This window comes from Sorangiineae bacterium MSr11367, from assembly GCA_037157805.1.
In the GTDB taxonomy this organism is placed as follows: Bacteria; Myxococcota_A; Polyangia; order Polyangiales; family Polyangiaceae; genus Pendulispora; species Pendulispora rubella.
Map to the genome: position 1 here is coordinate 13,110,543 of CP089983.1, position 22,228 is coordinate 13,132,770.

Consider the following 22,228-nt stretch of genomic DNA (forward strand, 5'->3'; position numbering starts at 1 on the left):
GTCAGGTCTCCGGGTTCACCGCGAACAGCGGAAAGAAGCCCACGTCGCCGGCGAGGAACTTGCGCGACAGCTCGGGGACCTCCTCGAAGGAGAAGATGCGCTCGTCGGGCGTGGGCATCCACCCGTGCTCCTCGCCGTAGGCGATGGCATCGCGCGCTTCTTGGCGGCTGGCCATGTGCGTGTGAACGTACTGATGCCGATCGATGCACTCGGTGGCGCGCATGAACGAGGTCGACATGCCCTCTTTCCAGCCGGCGCTCGTCACCACCGCGTCGCGCGAGAGGGCCTTGCGCGTGGCACGGAAGAACGGCGTTCCGATGTAGTCCACGAAGATTTGCACCTTCTGCCCGTGCGTGCGCTCCTCGACGTCCCGCGCGAAGGCCAGCTCCGCCTGTTGGTAGGCGCGGCGGAAGGCGGCATCGGTGCCTGCGCGCATTTCGTCGTAGTAGAGATTGCCGAAACGGCGCCGGTCGAGCGCGGTGACGCCGGTGCGTTCGATGAGCTTCAACCGCTCGTCGCTCGCCGAGAGCATGACGGCGTTGCAACCGTGGCGTCGCGCGAGATCGAGTTGTGCGAGCGTGGTCCCTCCGCCCCAGCCCCACACGTTGGGCGCGGGCAGTTGCTCGTGGGGCACCATCAACCGGTACGTGCCGTAGGCGAGCCTCCAATTCGACCACGCCGTCGTGTAGCGCGCCGAGAACGCGGCCCATTGCATGGTCGAGAAGCGGCTGGGCGAGGGAAGGGGCAGCAGGTTCTCGGCGGTGATGATCATCCGCGTCGAGAGAAAGCCGATGGTGCCCGGTGCGTCGTAGGCAAACGCCTTGACCGGATAGCCCCACGGGTCGAGCACCGTGCCGGGGTAGACGATGGCGCACTCCCCCGGTGGATGGCCTTCGACCCCGTCCCCGCGCTGGAGAACGCGCACGACGCCGGCATTGCCGATGACCACGCGCTTCTCGCCGCGGAACCGGCAGACATCGATGGGATCGCGCTCGAGGCAATGCCCCATGTTGCCTTCCCAACAGCCGTAGAGCGGCTCGACCAGCACCTCGCCGGGACGGAGCGAGGGCAGCTCGAAGTCTTCGAGCGCGAGTTCGGCGGGGCTGCCGGTGTTCGTGCCGTCGCCGGCGTACAGGAACCAAGCTTTCGCGGAGATGGACATCCCGTGGAGCAGATTCACTCAAGTGTGGCGTCGCGCGCAAGCGTGGTGCAGGGACGGAAATGAATCGGACGGAAGACGACCTTCGAGGATGGATCGCGTCGAGCTTGGCCAAGCGGCTCGGCATCGAGGCGCGTGACATCGATCCCTGCGAGCGCTTCACCCGCTACGGTCTGGACTCGATCGGTGCCGTCGGACTCGTGGCGGAGCTGTCGGACCTGCTGGGCCGGCGCCTTTCGCCCGTTCTGATCTGGCAGCACCCCACGCCCGAGGAATTGGCGCGCGCACTGGTGTCGTCCAAGAAGGCGTCCGCGCCGGCGCCATCGGCCGAGACGCCTTTGGCCGATGCGCCCATTGCCATCGTGGGCATCGCGTGTCGATTTCCGGGTGCGTCCGACCCTCGAAGCTTTTGGACGCTGCTTCGCGACGGAGGCGACGCGGTCACCGAAGCCCCGCGCGAACGTTGGGGCGTCGAAGGGCCCCGCGGCGGGTTCCTCGACGAGGTCGATGGCTTCGACCCGGGCTTCTTCGGCATCGTCCCGCGCGAGGTCTCCACCATGGATCCGCAGCAGCGGCTCATGTTGGAGCTAAGTTGGGAGGCTCTGGAGGACGCGGGCATCGTTCCCGCAACCTTGAGGGGCAGTGCGACCGGCGTCTTCGTCGGGTCGATCTGGGACGACTACGCGATGCTCGCGTACCAGCGGACGCTGACGGCGCACACGGTGACCGGCCATCACCGCAGCATTTTGGCCAATCGCGTCTCGTACACCTTCGATCTGCACGGTCCGAGCATGACGGTGGACTCCGCGTGCTCGTCGGCGCTGGTCACCGTTCAATTGGCGTGCGAGAGCTTGCGCCGGGGCGAGACCAGCCTGGCGTTGGCCGGCGGCGTGAACTTGAACCTCGTTCCCCAGAGCGCCTTTGCCGTCGCCGAGATGGGGGCGCTCTCGCCGGACGGGCGTTGCTTCACCTTCGATGCACGGGCCAATGGATACGTGCGCGGCGAGGGCGGCGGCGTGGTGGTGCTCAAGCGCGTCTCGGATGCCCTTCGCGACGGCGACGCGATCTACTGCGTCGTCCGCGGCGGGGCCGTGAACAACAACGGCGCGGGCAACGGATTGACCGCGCCGAGCCCCGAAGCGCAAGAAGCGTTGCTCCGGCAGGCCTACGCGCGGGCGGGCATCGAGCCCGAGCACGTCGACTACGTGGAGCTTCATGGAACGGGGACCGCGCTGGGCGATCCCATCGAAGCGACGGCGCTCGGGGCGGTGCTGGGCAAGCCGAGGCCGGCCGAACGACCGCTGCGTGTGGGTTCGGCCAAGACGAACGTGGGCCACTTGGAGGGCGCGGCCGGTGTGGTGGGGCTCCTCAAGGTGGTGCTCTCGCTGCAGCATGGGCAGCTTCCACCGAGCCTTCACTTCGAGAGCGCGAACCCGCTCATCCCGATGGACGAGCTCCACCTGAAGGTGCAGCGCACGCTCGAACCGTGGCCCGATTCGGGGCGGCCGCTCGTGGCGGGGGTGAGTTCGTTCGGGCTGGGAGGCACCAACGCGCACGTGGTGTTGTCCCAGTGGTTGCCGCCGGCGCCGCAGATCTTGGCGCTGTCCGCGGAGAGTCCCGAGGCCTTGCGCCACGAGGCCGAGCGATGGCAGGCCGAGGCTCGCCCGACTGCGACGCGGACGGGGGAGCATCGCCTTGCGGTGACCGCGCGTTCCGACGCCGATCGCACGCATCGGCTGCAAGCCTTCCTCGAGGGAGGCCGCGGCGCGGGCGTGTCGGTGGGAAGGGCTGCGAGTCTGCCGCCCCGCGTGGCGTTCGTGTTTGCGGGCCAGGGCGCGCAATGGTGGGGAATGGGCCGCGGGCTGCTGCAGCGTGAGCCTGTTTTCCGCGCGACCCTCGAGGCGTGCAGCCATTGGATCGAGCGCGAGCTCGGATGCTCGCTCCTCGACGAGTTGTCCGCGGACCGCGGTCGCTCGCGGCTCGATCGCATCGAGGTTAGCCTGCCGGCGATCATCGCCACCGAGATTGCCGTCGCGGCGCAGTGGCGCGCGTGGGGCATCGAGCCCTCCGTCGTGGTGGGGCAGAGCACCGGCGAGATCGCCGCGGCCCATGTGGCCGGGGTGCTCGACCTCGAGGATGCAATGCGCACCATCTGTGCGTACGGCCGGGTCATCGCACGGCAGCGCGGGCAGGGGGCGATGGGCGTCGTGGGGCTCTCGTGGGACGACGCGGGCGCGGAGCTCGCGGGGCATCCCGGCCGCCTGTTTCGCGCCATCCAGCACAGCGCCGATTCGACCGTGCTCGCCGGCGAGCCCGAGGCGCTCGATGCGCTGTTCGAGGGGCTCGAGCGGCGCAAGGTGTTCTGCCGTCGCGTGGCGATGGATGTTGCGCCGCACTGCCCGCTGGTCGACGGCTTCCGGGCGGAGCTGATGGAGTCGCTCCGCAACGTGCGGCCTCGCGCGGGGCACATCCCCATCGTGTCCGAGGTGACGGGCACGCGGCTCGACGGCGAGCGCTTCGACGCCGAGCACTGGGTGCGAAACTTCGGCGATCCTGCGCTTTTCTCGACCGCGGTGCATCGGCTCATCGACGAGGGGTACGAGCTTTTCGTCGAAACGAGCCCGCACCCACTGGTGTTGCCCGCGGTCGAGTCCAATCTGCGCCATGCGGGCCGTCACGGTGTAACCCTCGCGTCGATGCGCCGCGACGAAGACGAGCATCAGGTGATGCTCGACACGCTCGGTGCGCTTCATGCGCGCGGCGTTGCCGTCGCATGGGATGCACTCGCGCCGTGGGATCGTCACGCCGACCCGGCGCGGACATCGCCGGTGCCCTTGGTGTTCCCGGTTTCGGGCAAGGGCGAGGCGGCCCTCGCCGCCCAGGCCGCGCGCTTGGCAGAGCACCTCGCCGAGCGCGTCGATGTGGAGCTGCCCGACCTCGCGCACTCGCTCGCGACGGCGCGCGCACACTTCGAGCATCGGGCGGCCGTCGTGGCGCGCGATCGGGCGGAGCTCGCCGAGGGGCTCGCGTCGCTGGCCGAGGGGCGGCCCGCGCCCAACGTAGTCCTCGGACGAAGCGCGCGTCCGGGCAAGGTTGTCTTCGTCTTCCCCGGGCAAGGTTCGCAATGGCAGGGCATGGCGCGTGCGCTGCTCGCGTCGTCGCCCGTGTTTCGCGAGCAGCTTCTCGCGTGCGTGCAGGCCCTCGCGCCCCACCTCGATGACGTGGATCTTCTCGCCGTGCTTCGCGGTGACGAAGGTGCCGCCTCCTTGGACCGTGTCGATGTGGTGCAACCGGCCTTGTTCGCGGTGATGGTCTCCCTGGCCGCGCTCTGGCGTTCGATGGGCGTCGAGCCGGACGCCGTCATCGGCCATAGCCAGGGGGAGATCGCGGCGGCCTACGTCGCGGGCGCGCTTTCCTTGGACGAGGCCGCGAAGGTCGTGGCCTTGCGCAGCCGCGCCCTCGCCACGGTGGCCGGCGGTGGTGCGATGGCGGCCATCGAGCTCGGTGTCCGCGAGCTCGAGAGCTACCTCGCACCGTTCGGCGACGGGCTATCCATCGCCGCCACGAACAGCGCGCGCGCCACCTTGGTCTCGGGGGACGCCGAGCGCATCGACGCATTGCTCGAGCGGCTCGCGGCGGCGGAGATCTTCGCGCGAAAGATCCGTGTCGATTACGCCTCGCACTCGTCCCAGATGGAGTCCGTGCGCGACGCCATTCTGGCCCCGTTGCGCGATCTCTCGCCGCGTTCGTGCGCGCGGCCGCTGTATTCCACGGTGACCGGCGCACCCATCGATGGCGCCGAGCTGGGGGCGGAATACTGGTACCTCAACCTCCGGCAAACGGTGCGCTTCGCCGATGCGACTTCGAGGCTCGTGGCCGATGGGCACCGCTTCTTCGTCGAGGTGAGTCCCCACCCGGTGCTCACCCTGGCGTTGGGTGAGCTCGCGTCCTCCGGTGTCGTCGGTTCGTTGCGGCGGGAGGCGGGGGGCATGGAGCAAATCCTTCGCGCGCTGGCGGAGCTCCACACTCGGGGGCTGCGCGTCGATTGGGCGCGCGTCCTGCCGCGGGCGCGCCGGGTGCGCCTGCCGACGTATGCCTTCCAGCGCCAGCGATTCTGGCTCGAGCCTGCGCCCGTGCTTGCGAAGCCCCGTGGCGAGGGGCACCCGTTGCACCCTCTGTACGGTGAGCGCCTGCCCAGTCCCGGCGCGGAGGTCCTGTTCCTCGCGCCCGTCGATCTCGAGCGGCAGGGCTACCTCGCCGAGCATCGCGTGTTCGACCAGGTCGTCGCCCCCGGCGCGTTTCATCTGGCGGCGCTGATCTCCGCGGCCGAGGAGGCGTTCGCGTCCACGAGCCTCGCCCTGGAGCGGGTGGAGTGGCCGCGCCCTCTGCCGTTGGCGGCCGGCGAAACGGCGTGGCTGCATATGGTCCTTTCGCCAGGGCCCAGCGCCGACGCGCACTCCTTCTCGAGCTCGACGCCGGATCCGGAGGGCGCGGGCTGGCACGCGCATGCGCGGGGCATCCTGCGGCTCGAGTGCCCCGCGGTGCCGGATGCCGATCTCTCCGAGGAGCGTGCGCGTTGCCGCGGTCCGGTCGATCCGGCATCCCTCTACGACGAGCTTCGCGCGAGCGAGATCCTGCTCGGCGCGTCGTTTCAGCGCATCGAATCGCTGGCGCGTTCCGAGGGCGAGGTGCTGGCCAAGCTCCGCGTGGAGCCGGATCCGCATGGGCCGCTGCACCCCACCGAGTTGGATGCGTGCCTCCAAACGCTGGCCGCGGCATCGGGCGCGGGCGGCGGGCCCTTCGTACCGTTTGCGCTGGAGCGCCTGGCCTTCTACGGCCGCGGCCACGGCCCCACGTGGTGCCATGCGCGGTTGCGGACGGCGAACGACGACGGCTGCGTGGGCGATCTGCGCGTGCTCGACGAGGCGGGCCGCATGGTGGCCGAGCTGGAAGGCCTCCATTTGAAGCGCGCGTCGAAAGAAGCGATGCTCGGGCGGGAAACCGCGCACGCCCGCTGGGGCTACGAAGTCGCCTGGACGAAGCAGCCGCGCGGTGCGACGCACGCCGCACCTGGAGCCTGGGTGATCGTGGGGGTCGAGGACCCTCTAGGCCCCGCCGTGGCCGCGGCGCTTTCGGCGAAGGGCGCCGAGGTGACCGAGGAAGCCGGCTGGCAACGCGCCCGAGGCATCGTGCTCCTATGCCCGGAGCAGGGGATCGGTGCACCGCAAGAGCAAGCCTATGAAAAGGTTCTAGGGTGGGTGAAGGCCCTTTCGGGCGCCGTCTCGCGCAACGTGCCCCGCTTGTACGTCGTCACCCGGGGGACGCAGCAGGTGGCCTCCGGCGAGCCGGTGCAACCCGCGCTCGCGATCCTCTGGGGCATGGGTCGCACGGTGCGCTACGAGCACCCCGAGCTCGCGTGCACCCTCGTGGATCTCTCCGATGCCGGCGAGGACGAAGCCGGCGACTTGGTCGGCGAGCTCCTGTCCGGCTCGCGTGAAGACGAGATCGCGTTGCGCCCATCGGGCCGATACGTGGGGCGTCTCGCGCCTCGGGGCGCCTCGAAAGCGCCCGCGCACGACGTCGCCGTGCGCGCGGACGCGACGTACCTCGTGACGGGCGGCTTGGGCGCGCTCGGTCGAAGGGCGGCCGCGTGGCTCGTGGCCCGCGGAGCCCGGAGCCTCGTGCTCGTGGGCCGGAACGGTGCCCACACGCCCGAACAGATGGAGTCGATCGCGCACCTCGAGGCACAGGGCGCACGCGTGGTGCTCGTGCAGGCCGACATCGGCGACGCTCTCCAGGTGGAGCGGCTGCTGCGCAACCTCGACGCCGAGCTTCCGCCCCTGCGCGGTGTGGTGCATGCGGCGGGGCTCTTGGACGATGCACTCCTCGCCGGGCAGAACCTGGATCGGTACCGCACGGTGGCGCGGCCGAAGGTGTGGGGGGCCCATCACCTGGATCGTCTGACCCGCGGAAAGGGCCTCGACTTCTTCGTCCTGTACTCCTCCGTCGCGTCCGTGCTCGGCTCACCCGGGCAGGCCAACTACGCCGCCGCGAACGCCTTCCTCGATGCGCTCGCCCGGCAGCGGCGCGCGGAAGGGGAGTCGGCGCTGAGCATCGACTGGGGGGCCTTCGCCGACGAGGGGCTCGCCGCCGCACATGAAAACCGCGGCGCGCGCCTTTCCGCGCGAGGCATCCGCAGCTTCTCGCCCGAGGAGGGCATCGCGCTCTTGGAGGCAGCCCTCGCGCAGCCGTCGCCGCAGATCGCGTGGATGGATATCGATGGCCGCCAATGGGTCGAGTTCTATCCGCAGATGGCGCACTCTCCGCGCCTTTCTCCGCTGTTGAAAGCCCAGCCCGCGCCGAACTCGCGCAAGGCGCTTCCGGCCGCCGAGCGACCGGCCAACGTCGAGGTCTTCGTCCGCGAGCAGGTGGCCATCGTCACGCGACTGGACGCCTCGGCGATCGCGGCCGACGTGCCCCTGACGGCGCTGGGCCTGGATTCGCTCATGGGCCTCGAGTTGCGAAACCGCCTCGAGGCCGGGCTGGGGCTCCGCCTGCCCGCGACCCTGATCTGGACCTACCCGAGTCTCGCCGCGCTCACCGGGTACCTGACCGCATCGATCCAGGGGGCATCGCCCGCCGTGCGCGAAGACGTCGCGCGCCCGGACGCCGCGGAGCCGATCGCCATCGTGGGCATGGCGTGCCGCTTTCCGGGCGGCGCCGACGATCCGGCGTCGTTCTGGCGCCTCCTCGTCGAGGGCGTGGACGCGGTCACGGAGATCCCCGATGCGCGTTGGCCTTCGGGCTCACGTCCGGCACCCGGCGCGGCGGGCACGAAATGGGCCGCCCTTCTCGATTCCGTCGATGGCTTCGATGCCGACTTTTTCGGCATCTCGCCGCGTGAGGCGGTGGGCATCGATCCGCAGCATCGGCTCCTCTTGGAGCTCACCTGGGAGGCTTTGGAGGACGCGCACGTCGTCCCCGAGCAGCTCGTGGGCAGCAAGACCGGCGTGTTCGTGGGCGTGATGGGCCACGACTACAACCTTCGCACCCTCGCGCGCCCGTCCTCGGAGCTCGATGTCTATTCCAGCACCGGCAACGGGAGCTCCTTCGCTGCCGGACGCATCTCTTACGTCTTTGGTCTCCAGGGGCCTTGCCTCGCCGTGGACACGGCGTGCTCCTCGTCGCTCGTCGCCGTGCACCTGGCTTGCCAGAGCCTGCGCCAGGGCGAGAGCCGTCTCGCCCTGGCCGCGGGCGTGAACCTGATTCTTTCTCCGCTTTCGATGGAGGTGGTGGCGCGCACCCAGGCGCTGTCGCCCGACGGCCGGTGCCGTGCCTTCGACGCCCGCGCGAACGGATTCGTCCGCGGCGAGGGCGGCGGCGTGCTCATGCTGGAGCGCCTTTCGGACGCGAAGGCCGCGGGCCACCGCATCTGGGCGGTCATCCGCGGGTCGGCCACGAACCAGGACGGGCGCTCCACCGGCCTGACGGCGCCGAACGTGCTCTCGCAACAGGAGCTCCTCACCGAGGCGCTGCGCAGCGCCGGCCTCGAAGGGCACGAGGTGGGGTACGTCGAAGCGCATGGCACGGGCACCTCGCTCGGGGACCCCATCGAGTTCGAGGCGCTCAAGACCGTACTGGGCGCTCCGCGCGCGAATGGCATGGTGTGCGCGCTCGGTTCGGTGAAGACGAACCTCGGCCACCTGGAGGCCGCCGCGGGAATGGCGGGGTTGATCAAGGCCGTTCTCTCGCTCGAGCACGAGCTCGTTCCACGGCATCTGCATTTCGAGACGCTCAACCCGCGCATGTCCCTCGAGGGCACGCCGTTCGTCATCCCCACCGAGGCGCGCCCCTGGAAGAAGACGGGCGAGCTCCCGCGCGTGGCCGGAATCAGCTCGTTCGGATTGAGCGGCATGAATGCGCACGTTCTCGTGGAGGAGGCGCCCGCCATGGTCCCCGCGGGGCCGGCCGACGCACCGGCGGCCTTCCTTCTGCCTCTCTCGGCGAAGAGCCCCGCGGCGCTTTCCGAGCTTGCCCGCGCGTATGCCGTGCACGTCGAGGGGCCGCAGACCTTGAAGGACATTTGCGACACGGCGGCGACGCGGCGCAGCCACCATGCCCATCGGCTGGCGGTGGTTGCACGCTCGCCGGCCGACATGGCCGAGCGTCTCACCGCGCTCGCGCGTGGGGAATCGCGTCCGCATTGCAGCCTCGGGGGCCGCCGTGTCGAGGGGCGGCGCGTGTTCGTCTTCCCCGGCCAAGGTAGCCAGTGGGTGGGCATGGGTCGCGGCTTGCTCGAGCGCGAGCCGGTCTTCCGTGCCGCGCTCGAAGCGTGCGATGCGGCGCTGCGTCCGTGGGTGGGCTGGGGCTTGCTCGAGGCGCTCGCCTCGCCGGAGATGCCCGCGCTCCTCGAGCGCGTCGACTACGTGCAGCCGATGCTCTTCGCGATGCAGGTCGCCCTGGCGGCGCAGTGGCGCGCGTGGGGCATCGAGCCCGACGCCGTGGTGGGCCACAGCATGGGCGAGGTCGCGGCGGCCCACGTTGCGCGCGTGCTTTCTCTCGAGGACGCGGCCGCCATCCTCGGTGTGCGCAGCGCGGCGGTGGCCACGATGCAGGGGCAGGGAGGGATGGCCCTCGTCGAGCTTCCCCGTGACGAGGCCGAGCGCCGCCTTCGCGGCTTGGAGGATCGGCTCGCGGTGGCCGCGCACAACGGCCCGCGCACCTGCTTGCTCTCGGGCACCCTCGCCGATCTGGAGACGCTCCTCGCGCAGCTCGAACGCGAGGGCATCTTTTGCCGCCGCGTGAAGGTGACCTACGCATCGCACAGCCCGCAGATGGACGCCTTGGCGGCGGGGCTTCGGACGCGGCTCGCCAAGCTCGCACCGGTGGCGGCCAAGGTGCCGATGCTCTCCACCGTGACGGGCGAGTGGGTGCAGGGCCGTGAGCTCGGCACCGAGTACTGGATTCGCAACCTGCGCGAGCCGGTTCGCTTTTGGGATGCCGTGCAGCGCCTGGAGCACGAGGGCCACCGCATCTTCCTCGAGGTGAGTGCGCACCCCGTGCTGGTTCCCTCGCTCGAGGACGGCTTCGCCAGCATGGGGCGAGCCGCCGCCGCATTCTCCACGCTTCGCCGCGACGAGGACGAGCCTTCCTCGATGCTCGCCACCCTGGGCGCGCTGTACACCTCGGGGCAGCCGGTGCCGTTCGCCCGAGGGAACGAGGCGGCGCCGGTTCGGGGACTGCCGCGTTACCCGTGGCAGCGCGAGCGCTTCTGGATCGAGGAGAGCGCGGTCCGGCGCACCGAGGAAGGGCACCCGTTGCTCGGGGCGCACCTCGAGGCTTCGCGCGGAAAGCACTACTTCAGCACCGAGATCGGCGCCGCACGGCCGGCCTATTTGGCAGACCACCGCGCCGGGGGCGCCGTGCTCTTTCCAGGCGCGGGTTACGTGGAAATGGCGCTGGCCGGCGCCCATCGCATCTTCGGCGGGCCCCACCGGATCGACGAGGCACATTTCGAGGAGATGCTCATCCTCGGCGAAACGCCGATCACCTTGCAGCTCGCGATCGATGCCGAGCGCCTGGCCTTCGAGATCTTCAGCCGAACGGAGACCGCGTGGACCCTGCACGCGCGCGGCACGTTGAAGGCCGAGAGCGCGGCGCCCGAGGCCAACGTGTCGCTCGACGCGCTCCGCGCGCGCTGCCCGGAGACGGTCACGTCCGACGCGCACTACCAAGGCCTGCGGAGGCTCGGCTTGGACTACGGGCCCGCCTTCCAGGGCGTGCGCGAGGTCCATCGCGGTGCCGGCGAGGCCCTCGGGCGGGTGCGGATCCCCGAGGCGTTGGAGGCCGACGTGGCCGCCTATGGACTGCACCCCGCGCTCTTCGACGCCTGCTTGCAACTTGCCGGCGGTCTCATGTCCGCCGAAGGAAAGGAGGAGCGACGCGCCCTTCCCGTGGCCGCGCGTTCCGTGCGGATTCTCGGAGCCCTGCGCGGAGAGCTCTGGTGCCACGCCGTTCGCACATCGCCGTCGTCGGTCCGGATCGAGGTCTACGACGGCTCCGGAAACCGCGTGCTCGAGGTGGGCTCGTTCGAGGTGCGCTTCCTCGAGCGCCCGCGCAACGAGCCGTTCTACGGCGTGGAGTGGATCACGCAGCCTCTCGCTCCTGCGCCCGCGGAGGGCCGCGCGAGCTGGGTCCTCGTGGCCCACGAGGGGGAGACCCTCGGCGCCAAGCTCGAAGCCATCGGCCACCGCGTCGTTCGGATTTCGCCCGAGTCGTTCGAGCTCGGCGAGACCTTGGCCCTCGAGCGGACGCTCCGCGACGCGCTGGCGGCGGCCGATGCGCCGTGCCGCGGCATCGTCCACATGGGCAACCTGTGGGGCCCAGAGCCTCGGACGTCGACCGCGCTGCAAGAGGCCCAACGCTGCGGCTATGAAAGCGTGCTCGCCGTGGCGCAGGCGGTGGCGCGCATGGGCCTTCGCGATGCGCCCCGCCTATGGCTCGTGACGGGCGGTGCACAGCATGTGTTGCCTGGGCAACGGGATGGAACGCCGGCGTCGGCGCCCGTGTGGGGCCTCGGTCGCACCATGGCGCACGAAATGCCGGAGCTGCGATGCGCCTGCGTGGACCTCTCCGTTTCGCCCGATGCGCAGGAACTCGATGCGCTGGCGAACGAGCTGCGGAACGAGGAGGGGCGCGAGGACCAAATCGGCCTTCGCGGATCGCTGCGTTTCGTCGCGCGATTGACGCGCCATGCGCCCTCGGAGCTCGTTCCCCGCGCCGAGCACCCGTACCGCATGCGGATGCCCAAGGCGGGCGTGTTCGACGACATCGGCTACGCGGCGGTGCCGCGGCAGGATGCGCTCGCGGAGGGCGACGTCGAGCTCGAGGTTTCCGCGGCGGGGCTCAACTTCCTCGACGTTCTCACCGCGCTGGGGGCGATCGGCGATCTCGATGGCTCCGGCGACGTGGCGCTCGGCTTCGAGTGCGCAGGCCGCATCGCGCGGGTGGGCCCTGGTGTCTCCGGACTGTACCCGGGGCAGGAGGTCCTGGCCATCGCGCCGGGGGCTTTCGCCTCGCATGCCGTGACCTCGGCGAGCCTCGTGGTGCCCAAGCCCGAGGCGATGCGCCCCGAGGAGGCGGCGGCGATTCCCGTGGCCTTCATGACCGCGGTCTACGCGCTCGAAGACGTGGCGCGCTTGCGCCCCGGCGAGCGTGTCCTCATCCACGCGGCGGCAGGCGGCGTAGGTCTGGCCGCCGTGCAGATCGCGCAGAGCCTCGGGGCGGAGATCTTCGCGACGGCTGGGAGCGAGGACAAGCGCGCGCTTCTGCGCTCCCTCGGCGTGGCGCACGTCATGGACTCGCGCAGCCTCGCCTTCGCCGACGAGGTCCTCGCGCGAACGAACGGCGAGGGCGTGGACGTCGTCCTCAATTCGCTGGGCGGCCCCTTCATCGCCAAGAGCCTCGGCGTGCTTCGGAATTACGGCCGCTTCGTCGAAATCGGCAAGCGCGATTACTTCGACGATCAGCCGCTCGGCCTGCGCCCCTTCCTCAAGAAGCTGACCTTCTCGCTGGTCGACCTTCGCGGGATGACGCGCGAGCGCCCCCAGCTCGTGCAGCGCCTTTTCCGCGAGGTGGTGGCCCGCTTCGAATCGGGCGCGCTCCGCGTCCCGCCGCTTCGTACGTACCCTGCCGCGCAGGCCGTCGAGGCATTTCGCTTCATGGCCCAGGGCGCGCACACGGGAAAGCTCGTGCTCTCCTTCGGCGCGAAGGCCGATGCCCCGGCGATGATCTCCGGCGAGGTGCGGATCCGTCCCGACGGCACGTACCTGGTGACGGGCGGGCTCGGTGGCGTGGGGCTCGAGCTCGCGGGGGCGCTCGCTTCGCGAGGGGCGCGGCATCTGGTTCTCGCAGGACGCCGTGCGCCAAGCCCCGAGGCCGTGGCAAAGCTCGATGCGCTTCGCGCGGCAGGGGTTGCCGTCGAGGCGGTGAAACTCGACGTGGCCGATGCCGCGCAGGTCGAGGCGCTGGTGTCGCGGATGGGCGCCGACCTGCCCCCGTTGCGCGGGATCGTGCACGCCGCGGCGGTGCTCGCGGATGCCACGCTCCTTCGAACGACGGCGGAGAGCTGCCGAAGCGTGGCCGCGCCGAAGATCCTCGGTGCGTGGAACCTGCATGCGTCGACCGCGGGCCAGCCGCTCGACTTCTTCGTGCTTTGCTCGTCGGTGGCCTCGGTCCTCGGCTCGCCCGGTCAGGGAAATTACAGCGCGGCGAATGCCTTCCTCGATGCCCTGGCGCATCACCGGCGCGCGCAGGGGCGCCCGGCGTCGAGCATCAACTTCGGCCCCTGGGCCGAAATCGGCCTCGCCGCCGCGAGCTCGGACCGCGGAGAGCGCATCGCCCTTCGCGGGATCGAAAGCTTCGACCCGGCCGAGGGCGCGGACGTCTTTCTCCGGCTGCTCGCATCGTCGTCGGCGCAGGTGGCTGCGATGCGCTTCCACGTGCGCCAATGGACCGAGTCGTACCTGTCCGCGGCGCGTTCGCCGCTGCTGTCGGAGCTCGCGCGCCACGAGCGTGCGCCCGTCGGTGCCTCGGCCCAGGCCTTTCGCGATCGCGTGCGGAGCATGGCCCCCGCGGAGCGCCCCACGGCGATCGTGCGCGAGCTCCAGCAGCAGCTTGGCCACGTGTTGCGACGCGCGCCCGATGCCATCGATGCCGCTGCGCCCTTCAAGTCGCTCGGCGTGGATTCGCTGATGGCCATCGAGTTTCGCAATCGGCTCGAGACCGCACTCGGTGCGAGCCTCAGTGCCGCATTGATCTGGCAGCATCCCAGCATCGAGGCGCTGGCTACGCACCTGGCCGGCCGCATGGACGAGGCGCCACCGATCGAGCCCGCGCCGCCGGCCCCGCCGCCGGTCGCCGAAGTGTCTGCGCAAGGCGCGCAACACATTCTCCAGGCGCTGAAGAAGCTCGCCACCCGGACGAGCGGCGCCAAGCTCCCCGAAAGCGAACCGCAATGAACGAAGCCATCGAAGCCATTTCCCAAATCCTTGCCGACCTCTCCCCCGAAGACCGCGCGGCCTTGGCGTCGCTTCTCGGGCAAGCGCCCGGCCCGATTGCCATCGTCGGAACGGGCTGCCGCTTTCCCGGAGGCGCCGACGACGAAGAACGCTTCTGGGAGCTCTTGCGCGATGGCCGCGATGGCATTCGCGAGGTGCCTCGTGAACGATGGGACGTCGACGCGTACTACGATCCCGATCCGCAGGCGCCCGGAAAGTCGTACACGCGCTACGGCGGCTTCCTCGACGGTGTGGACCGATTCGATGCGCCGTTCTTCGAGATTTCGCCGCGCGAAGCCCGGTCGATGGACCCGCAGCAGCGGCTCTTGCTCGAGGTGTGCTGGGAAGCGCTGGAGCGCGCGGGCCTCGCGGCCGATGACCTCAGCGGGCGATCCGTCGGCGTCTTCGTGGGTAGCTGCTTGCGTGACTACGAGATCCTCGTGCAGCGGGCGGGCGCCAACGAGTTCGACGCGCACACGGTGACCGGTGGTCTCTCGAGCGTGCTCGCGGGACGCATCTCGCACGTCCTCGGGTTGCACGGGCCGGCGATTGCGCTCGACACGGCGTGCTCGTCGTCGCTGGTCGCGCTCCACTTGGCATGCCAGAGCCTACGCAACGGCGAGTGCGAGCTCGCGCTCGCGGCGGGGGTGAACCTCATTCTCGCGCCCGAGGGCATGGTGATGCTCTCGCGTCTCGGGGCGCTCGCGCCCGATGGGCGCTGCAAGACGTTCGACGTCCGGGCCAACGGTTTTGCCCGCGGAGAAGGATGCGGCGTTCTCGTGTTGAAGCGGCTCTCCGACGCCATGGCGGCCGACGACGATATTCTCGCCGTCATCCGGGGGTCGGCCGTGAACCACGACGGAAGGAGCGCAGGCCTCGCCGCGCCGAACGGCATCGCGCAGCGCGCGGTGGTTGCGCGGGCACTCGAAAGCGCGGGTGTCTCGCCCGAGAGCATCGGCTACCTCGAGGCGCACGGCACCGGTACGCCGCTGGGGGATCCCATCGAGATCGATTCGTTGAAGCACACGTTCCGGGCGCGCGCGGATGGTTCGCGCTGCAGCCTCGGATCGGTCAAGACGAACGTCGGCCATCTCGAGGCGGCGGCCGGCGTGGCCAGCGTGCTCAAAGTAGCCCTGGCGATGAAGAACGAGGCGATCCCGCCGCACCTGCACTTCACCTCGCTCAACCCGCGGATCTCGTTCGAGGGCTCGCCGTTCGCGATCCCGACCCGCCTCGAGCCGTGGCCTCGCGGAAAGGCACCGCGCCTCGCGGGGGTGAGCTCCTTCGGGCTCTCCGGGACCAATGCGCACGTGGTGATGGAGGAGGCCCCGGTGAGGGCACGGCGCCCGAGGCATCCCGCCGCCGGTTCGCATGTTTTGACCCTAAGCGCGAAGTCACCGCGCGCGCTGAAGGCGCTGGCCGAGCGTTACGCCGCCTTGCTCACCGCGCCGGGGGCACCCTCGTTGGCCGACGTCGCGTATTCGGCCAACACCGGGCGCGCCCGCTTTGCCTGCCGCCTCGCGCTCGTGGCGAGCGATGGCGCGCAGGCGGCCGCGCAGCTTCGCGCGTTCGTCGAGGATCGCCCGGCCGCCGGTCTGCATGCGGCGGTGCTTGCACCAGGTGCGCGTCCGGCCGGCGATGCGACGCTGCCCGGCGCGCTCGAGACCCTCGCGCAGGCCTTCATCACCGGGGCGAAAGTCGATTGGGCCGCCGTTCACCGCGAATCGCCAGGGCGTCGCGTGCTGATTCCCACGTATCCCTTCGAGCGCGAGCGCCATTGGATCGACGCGATCGCGCCCGAGCCCGAGGCCGCGCCCACGGGGGGACCGCCGTTGGTCGTGGCCATCGGCCCGATCGCGCGGGCGGAGCGGGGGCCGTTCCTGATTGGCTACATCGGAAAAATCGTGCGAACCATCCTGCTGCTCGACGAGGCGGTGCCGCTCGATCCCGAGCGCCGCCTCGACGAGCTCGGAATGGACTCGCTTCTGGCGCTCGACCTGGTGAATGCGCTCAACGCCGAAACGGGATTGGACCTGCCGATGGAGCTGTTGCTCCAGCACCCGAATCTCGGCTCGATCGCCGGTTACGTCGACGGCTGCCTCTCGAGCACGCAAGGCACGCTCGAGGACGGCCCGAGGAAGATGCCACTCTGAACGAGGCGCAACGGCGGCGCCGGCTGCATGTGCAGCTTGGCGCGCCGGAGCAAGGTGGCGACGACCACCTTGGCTTCGAAAAGCGCCATATTCATGCCGAGGCACGTGCGCGAGCCGCCGCCGAATGGAATGTACTCACCCAAGCGCGGGCGCTTGTCGAGGAAGCGCTCCGGCTCGAAACGGTGCGGCTCGGGCCAGAGGCGCGGGTTGCGGTGAAGCACGTACGAGGAGGCGGTGATCAGCACGCCCTCGGGCAGATCGAAGTCGCCGACACGCAGCGGTGCGGCGAGCTTGCGCCCGAATCCATTGGTGGCCCCGTAGAGACGCAGCGTCTCTCGGATGATCGCCTCGATGTAGCGAAGCTCCCGCACGGCCTTCGGTGTGAGCGGCCCACCGCGGGTGACGCGTTCGAGTTCGGCGGTAGCGGTCTCCATCAGGTCCGGCCGCGCAGAGAGCTCGTGCAGCGCGAAGGTGAGGGTCGTTGCCGTTGATTCGTGGCCGCCAACGAGCATGGTGAGCATCTCGTCGCGTAAGTCGTCGTCGGAGAGCCCGTGGCCCTCCTCGTCGCGCGCTCCGATGAGCATCGAGAGTACGTCGGGGCGATCCTCCGTTCGCGAGGCACGATGCTCTCGAATGTGCTCGCGCAAGGCCTCCTGCACGTCGCGCATGCACCGGGCGAGCTCCCCGAAGGGCACGGTGCGCCCCAATCCGACGGAGGCCATGCGATCGGCCACGGGGGCGACGTTCGCGATGAGCCGTTGGCGAAACTTCGCCCCGTCGAAGAGCGTGCCGCAGGCCATGGCGGCGGGATTCGCGGCGAGGGCCATGAGCCGCTTCAACGGCTTTCCGAGGGCTTCGCTCCGGCGTTCATCGTCCGCGCCGAAGATGCACGACAGAATGACGTCCAAGGTGATGGTCTGCATCGCGTCGCGGAGCGAAAACGCCTCCCCCGGCTTCGTGCGGTCGAGGAAGCGATGCGTGGCCGTGACCATGCTGTCCAGGTACGAGGCAATGCGATCGCCGCTGAACGACGACATGAGCAGCCGCCGCTCGCGCTCGTGACGCTTGCTGTCGAGGAGCAAAAGGCTTCCCGGCCCGAGCAGGAACTTGAGGTGCGAATTGGCCTCGCCCGCGCGGGTCATCTCCGACGGAGAGCTGAATACCTCGCGAATCGCTTCCGGATCATGAAAATAGACGATGGGCGGCATACCCAAATAGCGCACCGTGAAGACATCGCCATATTGCGCCGTGCATGCCTCGAGGAAGGCAAAAGGCTCGCGCAAGTAGCGGAGCATTTGGACGGCCGGGTGATCACTCGGTCCAGGCGGAAGCGCAGGCATCAGACCCTCGTTCGAAGTTAGATCGCGACGCCCTCGATGACGCTCATCAAATGGGCAATCTTGACCACGCGCGACAATCGGAAGCCCGACGCCTCGAAAAGGTTGCGAAAGTCGTCCCGACTGCGTTGGCGGCCGCCGCACACGGCCATCATGTGCACGTCGAGCAGCGTGCCCAAGAATTCCGTATCGTGGGGTTCGACCATGATTTCGACGATGAGGACGCGGCCATCCGGCTTGGCCGCGCGGCGAACGGCCTTCAGGATGTGAATGGATCGCGCGTCGTCCCAATCGTGGAGAATGTCTTTGAGCAGGTAGGCATCCACGCCCTCGGGCACGCGCTCGAAAAAGTCCGTCGGGACCAGCTCGACCCGCTCGGACATGCCGCGTTCGGCGAGGAACGCGCGGGCATCTTCGAGGACGGTCGGTGCATCGGCCAGGATGCCGCGCAAGTTCGGATTCGAGCCGAGGATGCCGGCGAGCAAGGTGCCGCGGCCCCCGCCCACGTCGCAGAGCGACTGGATCTCCGCGAACGGGTAGCCCATGGCTATGGCCGGTGCCGCCACCTCCGTGACCTCCTGCATGTAGCGATTGAAGTCGGCCGCTTCCTGCGGATTCTTTCGCAGCCACGACCAGATCGACATGCCATGCACGCGATCGAACGCGGTTTCGCCGGTGCGAACGGTGCGAAGGTAATCGCCCCACGCGGCGACGTTCGAGCCCGACGCCCAGTAAAGCGCGGCGTTCAGCGCGGAACCTTGGGCGTCGGTGCAGAGCGCCTTCGAGATACGGTTGTTGCGGAAGCGCCCGTCGCTCCCCAACTCGAAAATGCCGATGGCGACCAAGGCGCGCATCGTTCGGTGCACGGCGCCTTCGTCGGCCTGGGAGCGCGTGGCCAATTCGGCGGCGGTGAGCGGCCCGTCGGCCAGGTGATCGGCCAATCGGAGGTTGGCCGCGGCGCCCAAGAGAAGGGTGCGGCTGATTCCCGCAGCGTGCTGCGCCAGTACGAATTGCGGGGGCAACACCGCCCCCGCCGCCTGAACGACGCTCTCGTGGGCCTTCACCACGGTCCGGATGACGGCGCCCAATCCCGCGTGCAAATAGCCTTTCATGATATCCAAACGAGTTTAGTCCATCGAGGCTCGCGCGACGATGAACTTCCGCAGGCAAAATCACGTCGCCATAGGAGACAGCGCGCCACGCCCGTCGTCAATGAAACGCGGTCGCGTTCTCGCGTGCCCATTGATCGAAGGTCCTCGCGGGCCGTCCCGTCACGCGCTCGACGGTGTCTGTGACGCACGCCAGGCTGCCGTCACGAATCGCGCCAAAAATCGACATATGGTAGTCGATGGATTCCTCCGATTCTCCCCATGATTGCCAGCGGCGACGCTCTTCCTCCTCGGAGATGGATTCGAACGCCAGACTGCGGCCGATGGCTGCGCCGATTTTTGCGACCATCTCGCCGTAACACAGCGCCTCCGGTCCGCTGATCGCGAGGGATTCTCCATCGTAGCGAGTCGACGTGAGCGCGGCGGTGGCCACGTCGGCGATGTCGTGCGCGTGAATGAAGGCAATTTTTCCAGTACCCGTCGCGCCAAGGACGACGCCACCGGCCTGGATGGCCGGCGCCCATGCCAGGGCATTGACCATGAAGCCAGACGGCCGCACGAACGTGAAGCCAACGCCGTGCGCGCGAATGGCGGCTTCCCCGCGCGCATGCCGCGGGCCCGTTCCGACGCCTTGTTCCACATCCATCGTCGACAGCTTGACCAGGTGCCCGAGCCCCGCGGTTCGTGCGGCCTGGGCTGCCATGCCGTCCCGGGCTGCGAGGTCGGGCCCGGAATTGACCAGAAAGGCGCGATCGATCCCCCGAAGCGCCGCCGCGAGGGACGCTCCATCCGCGAGATCGCCGGTCGCAACGTCGACCTGGTCGCCAAAGAGGGATCGCGCCTTTTCTGCACTGCGGACGAACACGCGCGGCCGCTCTCCGCGCGCCAGCAGCCGCTCGACGACGAGCGACCCCACGGCGCCCGTTGCACCGGTAACGAGATATTTCATGTTCGAGCTCCTCGATATTCGTGAACTTCAACGATTGCTCACGAATCTAGGAGCTCGCCCAGAAGCCGTCAGCTCGCGTTGGCATTGCTTACGGAAGGCCGGCAAGTTCCACGCGCACAAACGAAATTGTGAAATTTGCTCAGATTCGACTTCAACGGACGAGGCCGCATGACAGGAAATCGGGTATACCGAGCGGCATGGCACGATCGCTGGTGTGGATGAAACCGGGCGGGGCGGAGTTGGCCGAGGTCGAGTTGCTCGAGGATCGGCTGACGGCGCGGGGGATGGCCATCGGCTCCGATCCCGTGCCGTACCGTTTGGAGTACGAACTGCTAACGGTTGCGGACTATGTGACGTCGCGGTTGCAGGTGCGGGTCGCGGGGCACGACGTGAACCAGGGTCCGTGGTCGCGAAGCTTGACGCTCGTCCACGCCCTCGACGGGCAGTGGACCGTCGAAACGCATGGCACGGGCACCGCTCCGTTGCCCCCACCGGGCGGAGATGCCGCGGAGTTTCAGGGGGCGGTGGATTGCGATCTCGGATTGTCGCCGCTCACGAACACCATGCCGGTACTGCGTTCCCGCATGGTGAACGGGGGAGGCCCGCTCGAGCATCTCATGGCGTGGGTCTCGGTGCCTGCTCTGACGGTGCATGCATCCCGGCAGACGTACACGTTCGTACGCCGCGAAGGCGCGAACGCGATCATCAACTATGCGAGCCCCGGTTTCACCGAGGACATCGTTTTCGACAGCGACGGCCTGGTGCTCGACTATCCGTCCATCGGGCGTCGCATCGCGTGACCGCGCGTCCGCCCTTTCCGTGCTAAGGGCCCCTCCATGAAAATGAAATGGCTTATGAGCGCGGGTGGCGCGGGAATCGTCATTACGCTCCTGGCGTGCAGCGACAGCGCCTCGAACGACAATCGCACGCCGGATGGTGGAATGCCTTCGCAAGACTCCGGTCTCGACGCGTCGCAGGGCCATCCCGATGGCGGGGGCGATGCGTCAAGTCAAGACGCGTCCGGCCAAGATGCATCCGACGGCGGTTCCGATGCATCGGGCAACCCCGTCCGGTGCACGGCGATCCCGGGAACCTTCCCCGTACCCAACTGCGACGACTCGGCAGGAAGGTGCACGGGAACGGGCTGCACCATCGCCGCTTCGTGCGGGTCGCCGTCCACCTGCCTTCCGATGGCGGACAATGCTGGAAAGAGCACCCTCGATCTGCGCATTCGAAAGCTCGACATCGTCTCGCCGCCGTCGTTGGCCGACGCGATCATTCGGTCGACGGTCATCGACCCGAACATCAATCTCGATGCGGCGCAGTGCGGTGAAAAAGGGACCGGCTCGTTCAATTGGCTTCTTCGCGTGGATCGCACCAAGGGCACCGTGCTCACGGGTGGGGCGCCGCCATCGGTCGATCCATTCGGCAAAGGCTTCTGCTTCTACCGCCACAGGACTGTGCAGGGCATCGAAGTGGATCCGGGTCAGGCGAACGTCACCTTCTCCGGGAACACCTTCACGAGCGCGCCCATCGCCAAGCTCGCGATTCCGATCTTCCTCCGCGGAGACGTCACCAACGCCGTCGTCCTTCCGCTGACGGATGCCGTCATCCATGAGGCGACATTGTCCGATGGGAACAACTGCATCGGGAAGTTCAACCCCGCCGCCCTCGACAACCAGTGCACCGAGGACCCGAGCGAATGCGCCAAGTGGCGGACGAATGCAGCCATTGGAGGGTTCATCACCCTCGAAGAGGCCGACCAGGTTCCCATCGTGGACTTGGCCGAGTCCCTTTGCAACGTTCTTACCGGGACGCAGCCCGTCGGGGGCAAGTGCCCGCGCGACGCCAACGGCCAGTTGAAGCTGACCGACGCGCAGAAGGGCGACTTCTGCTCGACCACCAAGCAGCCGGGTGGTTGCCGCGACAGCTCCTGGCTCACGGCTACCTTCGCCGCCAGCGCCGTCAAGATTCACGACGGCGCCGGCGTCGCGGAGTGTTCGCGCTAGTTGCGCGCGGTCGCTCAACGCGAGCGAGTGAGACGCCTTTTCTTCGATACCGCCTCGGGTACCGGATTCAATGCGCGCGTATCGTGAACGAAGTACGGACTATCCGATTCGATCGGATAGTCCGTGATGGTGAGCAGCGCATCGACATCGAGACCAAGGTCGAGAGCGGTAAAGAGGTCGTCGCTGAGTCGTTCGAGCTCATGAGCCGTGTGGCGGCCATCGACGTCTTCCCACGTCTCCCAAGCTTCGACCACCATTTTGCGATACGCTGACAGCAGTCGAAGTTTGATATCTTCGTCAATGGGTGCAACGCACCAACCGGCAACACGCGTCTCGGAAAAGTTGGTGGCCCCACACTTTCGTTCCAACATGAGTTGGCCGGTGATTCCTGGGGTGACGAGCGCGTCGTGCGGAATCGGTTGATGGATTCGGAATGCGTGACGACCATCGAGGT

9 protein-coding genes are annotated in these 22,228 nt (G+C 68.8%); 4 read left to right on the forward strand and 5 right to left on the reverse strand.

The features are described from left to right. Position 1 precedes the first annotated feature (1 nt). Positions 2-1,162, reverse strand: a complete 1,161-nt coding sequence (locus tag LVJ94_51165) for a hypothetical protein (protein ID WXB05246.1) — start codon at positions 1,160-1,162, stop codon at positions 2-4. Positions 1,163-1,221: 59 nt separating this feature from the next. Between LVJ94_51165 and LVJ94_51170 the strand changes: the two genes are divergently transcribed. Together LVJ94_51170 and LVJ94_51175 are read left to right on the forward strand one after the other, a co-directional pair. Next, entirely contained in the window at positions 1,222-14,178 is a 12,957-nt protein-coding gene (locus tag LVJ94_51170; GenBank protein ID WXB05247.1) for an SDR family NAD(P)-dependent oxidoreductase, read from the forward strand. Continuing rightward, the gene (locus tag LVJ94_51175; protein WXB05248.1) at positions 14,175-16,370 is read left to right on the forward strand and encodes a phosphopantetheine-binding protein; all 2,196 of its coding nucleotides are present in this window, start codon (positions 14,175-14,177) and stop codon (positions 16,368-16,370) included. Before LVJ94_51170 ends, LVJ94_51175 begins: the two co-directional genes overlap by 4 nt. On the opposite strand, the gene LVJ94_51180 is transcribed toward LVJ94_51175, so the two are convergent. The 3 genes from LVJ94_51180 to LVJ94_51190 all read right to left on the reverse strand — a co-directional run bounded on the left by LVJ94_51180 (position 16,301) and on the right by LVJ94_51190 (position 19,765). Beyond that, the gene (locus LVJ94_51180) at positions 16,301-17,710 is read right to left on the reverse strand and encodes a cytochrome P450 (GenBank protein WXB05249.1); all 1,410 of its coding nucleotides are present in this window, start codon (positions 17,708-17,710) and stop codon (positions 16,301-16,303) included. The two genes, LVJ94_51175 and LVJ94_51180, sit on opposite strands and share 70 nt — an antisense overlap. A gap of 17 nt (positions 17,711-17,727) precedes the next feature. Continuing rightward, positions 17,728-18,819, reverse strand: coding sequence for an acetylserotonin O-methyltransferase (locus LVJ94_51185; protein WXB05250.1), 1,092 nt, complete (start codon positions 18,817-18,819; stop codon positions 17,728-17,730). A 97-nt stretch (positions 18,820-18,916) separates the two neighbouring features. Further along, the gene (locus LVJ94_51190) at positions 18,917-19,765 is read right to left on the reverse strand and encodes an NAD(P)H-binding protein (GenBank protein ID WXB05251.1); all 849 of its coding nucleotides are present in this window, start codon (positions 19,763-19,765) and stop codon (positions 18,917-18,919) included. Positions 19,766-19,962: 197 nt separating this feature from the next. Here LVJ94_51190 and LVJ94_51195 point away from each other — a divergent pair, with 197 nt between their 5' ends. Continuing rightward, complete coding sequence (locus tag LVJ94_51195) at positions 19,963-20,565, forward strand: putative glycolipid-binding domain-containing protein (GenBank protein WXB05252.1); 603 nt, start codon at positions 19,963-19,965, stop codon at positions 20,563-20,565. A 36-nt stretch (positions 20,566-20,601) separates the two neighbouring features. Further along, the gene (locus tag LVJ94_51200; protein ID WXB05253.1) at positions 20,602-21,774 is read left to right on the forward strand and encodes a hypothetical protein; all 1,173 of its coding nucleotides are present in this window, start codon (positions 20,602-20,604) and stop codon (positions 21,772-21,774) included. 14 nt (positions 21,775-21,788) lie between these two features. On the opposite strand, the gene LVJ94_51205 is transcribed toward LVJ94_51200, so the two are convergent. Beyond that, entirely contained in the window at positions 21,789-22,031 is a 243-nt protein-coding gene (locus LVJ94_51205) for a hypothetical protein (protein ID WXB05254.1), read from the reverse strand. Positions 22,032-22,228: the final 197 nt, after the last annotated feature.

Coding starts and splice junctions, on each gene's coding strand:
- LVJ94_51165 (WXB05246.1), bottom strand. CDS start 1,162: ATGTCCATCTCCGCGAAAGCTTGGTTCCTGTACGCCGGCGACGGCACG.
- LVJ94_51180 (WXB05249.1), bottom strand. CDS start 17,710: ATGCCTGCGCTTCCGCCTGGACCGAGTGATCACCCGGCCGTCCAAATG.
- LVJ94_51185 (WXB05250.1), bottom strand. CDS start 18,819: ATGAAAGGCTATTTGCACGCGGGATTGGGCGCCGTCATCCGGACCGTG.
- LVJ94_51200 (WXB05253.1), top strand. CDS start 20,602: ATGAAAATGAAATGGCTTATGAGCGCGGGTGGCGCGGGAATCGTCATT.
- LVJ94_51195 (WXB05252.1), top strand. CDS start 19,963: ATGGCACGATCGCTGGTGTGGATGAAACCGGGCGGGGCGGAGTTGGCC.
- LVJ94_51170 (WXB05247.1), top strand. CDS start 1,222: ATGAATCGGACGGAAGACGACCTTCGAGGATGGATCGCGTCGAGCTTG.
- LVJ94_51205 (WXB05254.1), bottom strand. CDS start 22,031: ATGGTGGTCGAAGCTTGGGAGACGTGGGAAGACGTCGATGGCCGCCAC.
- LVJ94_51175 (WXB05248.1), top strand. CDS start 14,175: ATGAACGAAGCCATCGAAGCCATTTCCCAAATCCTTGCCGACCTCTCC.
- LVJ94_51190 (WXB05251.1), bottom strand. CDS start 19,765: ATGAAATATCTCGTTACCGGTGCAACGGGCGCCGTGGGGTCGCTCGTC.